This window comes from Streptomyces sp. NPDC043726, from assembly GCF_056436565.1.
Genome location: NZ_JBWKCI010000005.1, coordinates 1 through 7,405 on the forward strand (window position 1 = coordinate 1; position 7,405 = coordinate 7,405).

A 7,405-nucleotide genomic window follows, 5' to 3' on the forward strand; every position below is an offset into this window, starting at 1 on the left:
TTTTTTTATTTTTTTGGCCCCCGCCCCCTTTCCGCAGGCCTTTTGTGGGGCGCCGGGTTGGTGGGGGGGTCGGCCGCGATGGGTCCCCGGACCCCGCCCTCCCCTCACCTCATGAACCGCCCCCCAACAGCCCCGCCGCCCGCGCCCAGCGGTACTTCGCGCCGAGTACGGCCACCGGCTTCTCGGTCGTGTACGGGTACGCCACGACCCCTCGCTCGTAGAGGTACTGGCAGGCCTGCTCGACCTCGACGTCGCCCGCGAGCGACGCCACCACCGGCTTCTCGATCCCGCGCTCGCGGAACTCGGCCACCACGCGCGCGGTGAGCTCGGCGAAGACCATGGGGGGAGTGACGATGGTGTGCCAGTAGCCGAGGACCAGCGCGTGGATGCGCGGATCCTCGAGACCGAGACGGATGGTCGCCTCGTACGTCGACGGCGGCTCGCCCCCGGTGATGTCGACCGGGTTGCCCGCGGCCCCGAAGGGCGGGATGAACTCGCGGAAGGACTCGTCCAGGTCGGGCGGTATCTCCATCAGGGTGAGGCCGTTGTCGGTCACCGCGTCGGAGAGCAGCACCCCGCTGCCGCCGGCCCCGGTGATGATCACCACGTTGTCGCCCTGGGGGGCGGGAAGCACCGGCAGCGCGCGGGCGTACTCGAGCATGTCGTTCAGACCGGGCGCCCGGATCACCCCGGCCTGCCGCAGGATGTCGTCGTACACCGCGTCGTCGCCCGCGAGCGCCCCGGTGTGCGATCCGGCCGCCTTGGCTCCGGCGGCCGTCCGGCCGGCCTTGAGCACCACGACAGGCTTCTTCGGTACGGTCGCCCGCGCGGCCTCGACGAAGGCGCGTCCGTCCTTGAGGTCCTCCAGGTGCATGGCGATGCACTCGGTGTGCGGGTCCTCACCGAACCAGGTCAGCAGGTCGTCCTCGTCCAGGTCCGACTTGTTGCCGAGGCCGACGATCGCCGACACGCCCGTCTTCGTGGTGCGGGCGAAGCCCAGGATGGCCATGCCGATGCCACCGGACTGCGAGGTCAGCGCCACCCCGCCCTTGACGTCGTACGGCGTGCAGAACGTGGCGCACAGGTCCTGCCAGGTGGAGTAGTAGCCGTAGATGTTCGGCCCGAGCAGCCGGATGCCGTGCCGTTCGGCGATGGCCACGATCTCGGCCTGGAGCTCGTGTTCCCCGGTCTCGGCGAAGCCGGACGGGATCAGCACGGCGTTCGGGATCTTCTTGCGTCCCACCTCCTCCAGGGCCGAGGCCACGAACTTGGCGGGGATCGCGAAGACCGCCACATCCACCTCACCGGGAACGTCCGTGACACTCTTGTACGCCTTGCGGCCCAGAATGTCATCGGCCTTGGGGTTCACCGGATGGATCTCCCCGGCGAAGCCACCGTCGACGAGGTTGCGCATCACCGAATTGCCGATCTTCCCCTGCTCGTTGGAGGCGCCGATCACGGCGACCGAGGAGGGCTGCATCAGGCGGCGCATCGAGGTGAGGATCTCGTCGCGGGTGTACTTGCGGCGAGGCGGCGGCTGACTCCCGGCGAGGATCACCCTGATGTCCGCGGCCACCGCGCTCTCCGGGGTGGCGATCACCGGGTTGAGGTCCACCTCGGCGATCTCGGGGAAGTCCGCGACGAGTTGGGAGACCCGGCGGATCTGCTCGGCGACGGCCCACCGGTCCACGGCCGCCTGTCCGCGCACCCCGCGCAGGATCTCCGCCGCCCGGATCGAGTCCAGCATCGACAGGGCCTCGTCGGCGTCCACGGGGGCGAGCCGGAAGGTGACGTCCTTGAGGACCTCGACCAGCACCCCACCGAGCCCGAAGGCGACGACCTTCCCGAACGTCAGGTCCGTCACCGCGCCGACGATGACCTCCTGCCCCTTGGGGAGCAGCTCCTGGACCTGGACGCCCTCGATCCGCGCGGACGCGTTGTACGCCCGCGCGTTGTCGATGATCCGGTAGAACGCGGCCCGCACGTCGGCGGCGCCCTCCACTCCGACGATCACTCCGCCGGCGTCGGTCTTGTGCAGGATGTCCGGGGAGACGATCTTCATGACCACCGGCCCGGCGAACCGCGCCGCGTAGGCCACCGCCTCCTCGACATCGGTGGCGAGCTCCTCACCGGGTACGGCGATCCCGTACGCGTCGGCGATCACCTTCCCCTCTGGCGCGGTCAGCGCGGTACGCCCCTCTTCCCGCACGGAGTCGAGGAGCGCGCGCACCCTCAGCCGGCGGTCTTCGGCCATCACGTCAGATCACTCCGTTCGACTTGAGCAGGCGCAGCTCCTCGTCACCGAGGCCGAGCTCGCCGATGAAGACCTCTTCGTTGTGCTCGCCGAGCAGCGGTGAACTGGTCACCTCCACGGGGGAGTCGGACAGCTTCAGCGGGCTGCCGACGGTCACGAAGTCGCCCCGCTCGGGGTGCGGCACGGTGACGACCATCTCGTTGGCGACCAGTGAGGAGTCCTCGATGATCTCCTTGGTGGAGAGGATCGGGCCGCACGGGATGTTGTGCGCGTTGAGCCTCTCCAGCACCTCCCACTTGGGCAGGGTGGAGGACCATTCCTCGATCAGCTGGAACATCTTGTTCAGCTGGGGCAGCCTCGCCTCCGGCGTCGCCCACTCGGGGTCCTCGGCCAGTTCGGGCCGGCCGATGAGCTCACTGATCGGCTTCCAGCCGACGGGCTGCACGATGACGTACACGTAGTCGTTGGGGCCGCCCGGCGCGCACTTCACCGCCCAGCCCGGCTGGCCGCCGCCGGACGCGTTTCCGGACCTGGGAACCTCGGTGCCGAAGTCCTCGTTGGGATATTCAGCGAGAGGGCCCTGTGCCAGCCGTTGCTGGTCCCGCAGCTTCACCCGGCACAGGTTGAGTACGGCGTGCTGCATGGCCACGTTGACCCGCTGCCCACGCCCGGTGTGCTCGCGCTGGTACAGCGCCGCGAGTATCCCCGCCACGGCGTGCACCCCCGTCCCCGAGTCCCCGATCTGGGCCCCCGTCGCCAGCGGCGGCCCGTCCTCGAAACCGGTGGTCGACATCGACCCGCCCATGGCCTGGGCGACGACCTCGTACGCCTTGAAGTTGGTGTACGGGCCGTCCCCGAACCCCTTGATGGAGGCGTAGACGATCCGTGGATTGATCTCCTGGATGCGGTCCCAGGTGAAGCCCATCCGGTCCACCGCGCCCGGGCCGAAGTTCTCGACCATGACGTCGGAGCGCCGGATCAGCTCGGTGAGGAGCTCCTTGCCCCGCTCGGTCTTGGTGTTGAGGGTGATGCTCCGCTTGTTGCAGTTGAGCATCGTGAAGTAGAGCGAGTCGACGTCCGGGAGGTCGCGGAGTTGCTTGCGCGTGATGTCCCCGGTCGGCGCCTCCAGCTTGACGACGTCCGCGCCGAGCCAGGCGAGCAGCTGGGTCGCGGAGGGCCCGGACTGGACGTGCGTCATGTCCAGGACGCGGATGCCCGCGAGGGCCTTGGCCTGCGTTCCCGTCATGGGGGTCACCTCACTTGTACATGGTCTGGTTCATGGTTCCGGGGGCGTACGCGTCGGGGTCGACCCAGACGTTGATCAGCGAGGGCTTCCCGGACTCGCGGGCGCGCCGCAGCGCCGGTCCGATGTCGGCGGGGTCGCGGACCTCCTCGCCGTAACCGCCCAGCAGCTGGGCGAACTTGTCGTAGTGGACGTCGCCGAGGGTGTTGCCGACCCGCTCGCGTGCCTCGCCGTACTTGGCCTTCTGGCCGTAACGGATCTGGTTCATGGAGGAGTTGTTGCCGACGATCCCGACGAAGGGGAGGTCGTAGCGGACGAGGGTCTCGAAGTCCCAGCCGGTGAGGGAGAAGGCGCCGTCGCCGAAGAGGGCGACCACCTCCTTGTCCGGTCGTGCCTGCTTGGCCGCGAGCACGAAGGGGACGCCGACGCCGAGGGTGCCGAGCGGGCCCGGGTCCATCCAGTGGCCGGGCGACTTGGGCTGCACGACCTGGCCGGAGAAGGTGACGATGTCGCCGCCGTCGCCGATGTAGACGGAGTCCTCGGTGAGGAAGTCGTTGATCTCGCTCACCAGCCGGTAGGGGTGGATGGGGGAGGCGTCGGAGCGCAGCTGCGGCAGCCGCTTCTCGAGCGCGGTCTGCTCGGCCGAGCGCAACTCGTCCAGCCACTCCTTGCGCTTGGATGCGCCGCCGTTCAGGCGCCCGGAGGCGGCCTCGGTCACCGCCTTCAGCACCAGGCCGGCGTCCCCGACGATGCCGAGGTCGATGTCGCGGTTCTTGCCGACGGTGCGGTAGTCGAGGTCGATCTGCACGACGGTCGCGTCCGGGGACAGCCGCTTGCCGTAGCCCATGCGGAAGTCGAAGGGCGTGCCGACGATGACGATGACGTCGGCGCCGGAGAAGGCGTACCGGCGGGACAGCTGGAAGTGGTGCGGGTCGCCGGGCGGCAGGGTGCCGCGTCCGGCGCCGTTCATGTAGGCCGGGACGTTGAGGGTGCGCACCAGCTCGATGGCGGCCTCGGTGCCCCGGGTGGTCCACACCTGGCTGCCCAGCAGGATGGCGGGCTTCTCGGCGTGCACCAGCAGGTCGGCGAGCTTCTCGATCGCCTCGGGGTCGCCGGCGGAGCGGGTGGAGGCGCGGTAGGCGCCGGGCCGGGGCACCCGGGCCTTGGCGGTGGGGACCTTGGCGTCGAGGACGTCCCTGGGGATCTCCAGGAAGGAGGGCCCGGGCGCGCCGTGGTAGCACTCGCGGAACGCCATGGACACCATGTCCGCCGCGCGTGCCGTGTCCGGCACGGCCGCCGCGAACTTGGTGATCGGGGTCATCATGTCGACGTGCGGGAGGTCCTGGAGGGACCCCATCTTGTGCTGGGTGAGGGCGCCCTGGCCGCCGATCAGCAGCATCGGGGACTCGGCGCGGAAGGCGTTGGCGACGCCGGTGACGGCGTCGGTCGTGCCGGGGCCGGCGGTGACGACGGCGCAGCCGGGCTTGCCGGTGACGCGGGCGTAGCCGTCGGCGGCGTGCGCGGCGACCTGTTCGTGGCGCACGTCGACGACCTCGATGCCCTCGTCGACGCAGCCGTCGTAGATGTCGATGATGTGGCCGCCGCACAGGGTGTAGATGCGGTCGACGCCCTCGGCCTTGAGGGCCTTGGCTACGAGATGACCACCGGAAATGACGTCCTGGGTGTCGTCGGGCATGGCGAAGTCCTGTCCCTTCGTAGGGGGTTGGAACGGCTCTCGCGGTACATTGCATACAGTCGACGAATACTGTATGAAGCTTGTTATCCCGCATCCGGTGGGTGGTGTCCAGGGGGCGTGCGGCACTTTTGAGTCAGGAGCCGGAATGGACCTGTACGAGCACCAGGCAAGGGAACTCTTCGAAGAACACGGCATCTTGGTGCCGAGGGCCGAAGTCACTGACTCCGCCAAGGAGGCGCGCGAGATCGCTCGCCGGCTCGGCGGCAGGGTCGTCGTCAAGGCGCAGGTGAAGACGGGTGGGCGCGGCAAGGCGGGCGGAGTGAAGCTCGCCGCCGACCCGGCCGCCGCCGAACTGACGGCCCGCCAGATCCTCGGCATGGACATCAAGGGCCACCGCGTCGGCAAGGTGATGCTGGCCCAACCCGTGGACATCGAGACGGAGTTCTACGTCTCCTACGTCCTCGACCGCGCGGCCGGACGCTTCCTCGCCATCGCCTCGGCGGAAGGCGGCATGGAGATCGAGGAGGTCGCCGCGAGCCGGCCCGAGGCCGTCGCCCGCGTCCACATCGACCCCGCCGAGGGCGTCACTTCGGCGAAGGCGAACGAGATCGTGACGGCGGCCGGACTCCCACCGCGGACCGTCGACGTGCTCGTACGGCTGTGGGAGGTGCTGGTCCGCGAGGACGCCGTGCTCGTCGAGGTCAACCCGCTCGTCCGGACGCGCCAGGGACAGATCCTCGCGCTCGACGGCAAGGTCACCCTCGACGACAACGCCGGCTTCCGGCAGGCGCGTTGGGGCGCGGAGGCCGAGGCGCACGACGACCCCTTGGAGGCGGCCGCCGCGGCGAAGGGCCTCAACTACGTCAAGCTCGACGGCGAGGTGGGCATCATCGGCAACGGCGCCGGCCTGGTGATGTCGACGCTCGACGTGGTCGCCGGCTGCGGCGCCCGCCCCGCCAACTTCCTCGACATCGGCGGCGGGGCGAGTGCCCAGATCATGGCCGACGGCCTGTCGGTCATCCTCTCCGACCCGGCCGTGAAGTCCGTCTTCGTGAACGTCTTCGGCGGCATCACCGCCTGTGACGCGGTCGCCGACGGCATCGTCCAGGCCCTGGACACCGTGCGGTTGACCAAGCCGCTCGTCGTCCGCCTCGACGGCAACAACGCCGCCCGGGGCCGCGCCATCCTCGACGAGCACGCCCATCCGCTGGTCCAGCAGGCCACCACCATGGACGGCGCGGCCCGCCGAGCCGCCCAACTCGCCACCACAGCCTAAGGAGACGGGACACCATGGCGATCTACCTCACCAAGGAGAGCAAGGTCCTCGTCCAGGGCATGACCGGCGGCGAGGGCATGAAGCACACCCGGCGCATGCTCGCCGCGGGCACCGACGTCGTCGGCGGCGTCAACCCCCGCAAGGCCGGCCGCACCGTCGACTTCGATGATCGCGCCGTGCCCGTCTTCGGCTCGGTGGGCGAGGGCATCGCGGAGACCGGCGCGGACGTGAGCGTCCTGTTCGTGCCGCCCGCGTTCGCCAAGGCCGCCGTCACCGAGGCCGCCGACGCCGGCATCGGCCTCGCCGTCGTCATCACCGAGGGCATCCCGGTGCACGACGCCGTCGCCTTCACGACGTACGCGAAGGCCAAGGGCACGCGTGTCATCGGGCCCAACTGTCCGGGCCTGATCACCCCCGGCCAGTCCAACGCGGGCATCATCCCGGCCGACATCACCAAGCCGGGCCGTATCGGCCTGGTCTCCAAATCGGGCACGCTCACCTACCAACTCATGTACGAACTCCGCGACATCGGTTTCTCGAGCTGCGTGGGCATCGGCGGTGACCCGGTCATCGGGACGACCCACATCGACTGCCTCGCCGCCTTCCAGAACGACCCCGACACCGAGATCATCGTCCTCATCGGGGAGATCGGCGGCGACGCGGAGGAACGCGCCGCCGCGTACATCCGCGACCACGTCACCAAGCCGGTCGTCGGCTACATCGCCGGATTCACCGCCCCCGAGGGCAAGACCATGGGCCACGCGGGCGCCATCGTCTCAGGCTCCACCGGTACGGCCGCCGCGAAGCAACGGGCCCTGGAGGCGGCCGGAGTGCGGGTGGGGAGCACCCCGACGGAAACCGCGAAGCTCGTGCTTGCCCGCCTCGAAGAGCAGAGGTAGGCCGCGAACACGGTCCCCCACTGCACCGCGAACGCCG

General features: G+C 69.8%; 5 protein-coding genes. 2 read left to right on the top strand and 3 right to left on the bottom strand.

The features are described 5' to 3' along the window. Nucleotides 1-109: 109 nt before the first annotated feature. The 3 genes from AC068Z_RS15605 to AC068Z_RS15615 are packed head-to-tail and all read right to left on the bottom strand — an operon-like array spanning nt 110 to nt 5,193. A complete protein-coding gene (locus AC068Z_RS15605) occupies nt 110-2,254 on the bottom strand; it encodes an acetate--CoA ligase family protein (RefSeq protein WP_478555393.1) in 2,145 nt (714 codons plus the stop codon). Nucleotides 2,255-2,258: 4 nt separating this feature from the next. Beyond that, nucleotides 2,259-3,500, bottom strand: coding sequence for a formyl-CoA transferase (gene frc, locus AC068Z_RS15610; RefSeq protein WP_478555395.1), 1,242 nt, complete (start codon nt 3,498-3,500; stop codon nt 2,259-2,261). 10 nt (nt 3,501-3,510) lie between these two features. Further along, on the bottom strand, nt 3,511-5,193 hold the full coding sequence (locus AC068Z_RS15615) for a thiamine pyrophosphate-binding protein (protein WP_478555397.1): 1,683 nt from the start codon (nt 5,191-5,193) through the stop codon (nt 3,511-3,513). A gap of 145 nt (nt 5,194-5,338) precedes the next feature. On the opposite strand from AC068Z_RS15615, the gene sucC reads away from it, so the two are divergent. Both sucC and sucD read left to right on the top strand, forming a co-directional pair. Next, entirely contained in the window at nt 5,339-6,469 is a 1,131-nt protein-coding gene (gene sucC, locus AC068Z_RS15620; protein WP_478555399.1) for an ADP-forming succinate--CoA ligase subunit beta, read from the top strand. A gap of 14 nt (nt 6,470-6,483) precedes the next feature. Beyond that, nucleotides 6,484-7,368, top strand: coding sequence for a succinate--CoA ligase subunit alpha (gene sucD, locus AC068Z_RS15625; RefSeq protein ID WP_478555401.1), 885 nt, complete (start codon nt 6,484-6,486; stop codon nt 7,366-7,368). Nucleotides 7,369-7,405 lie beyond the last annotated feature (37 nt).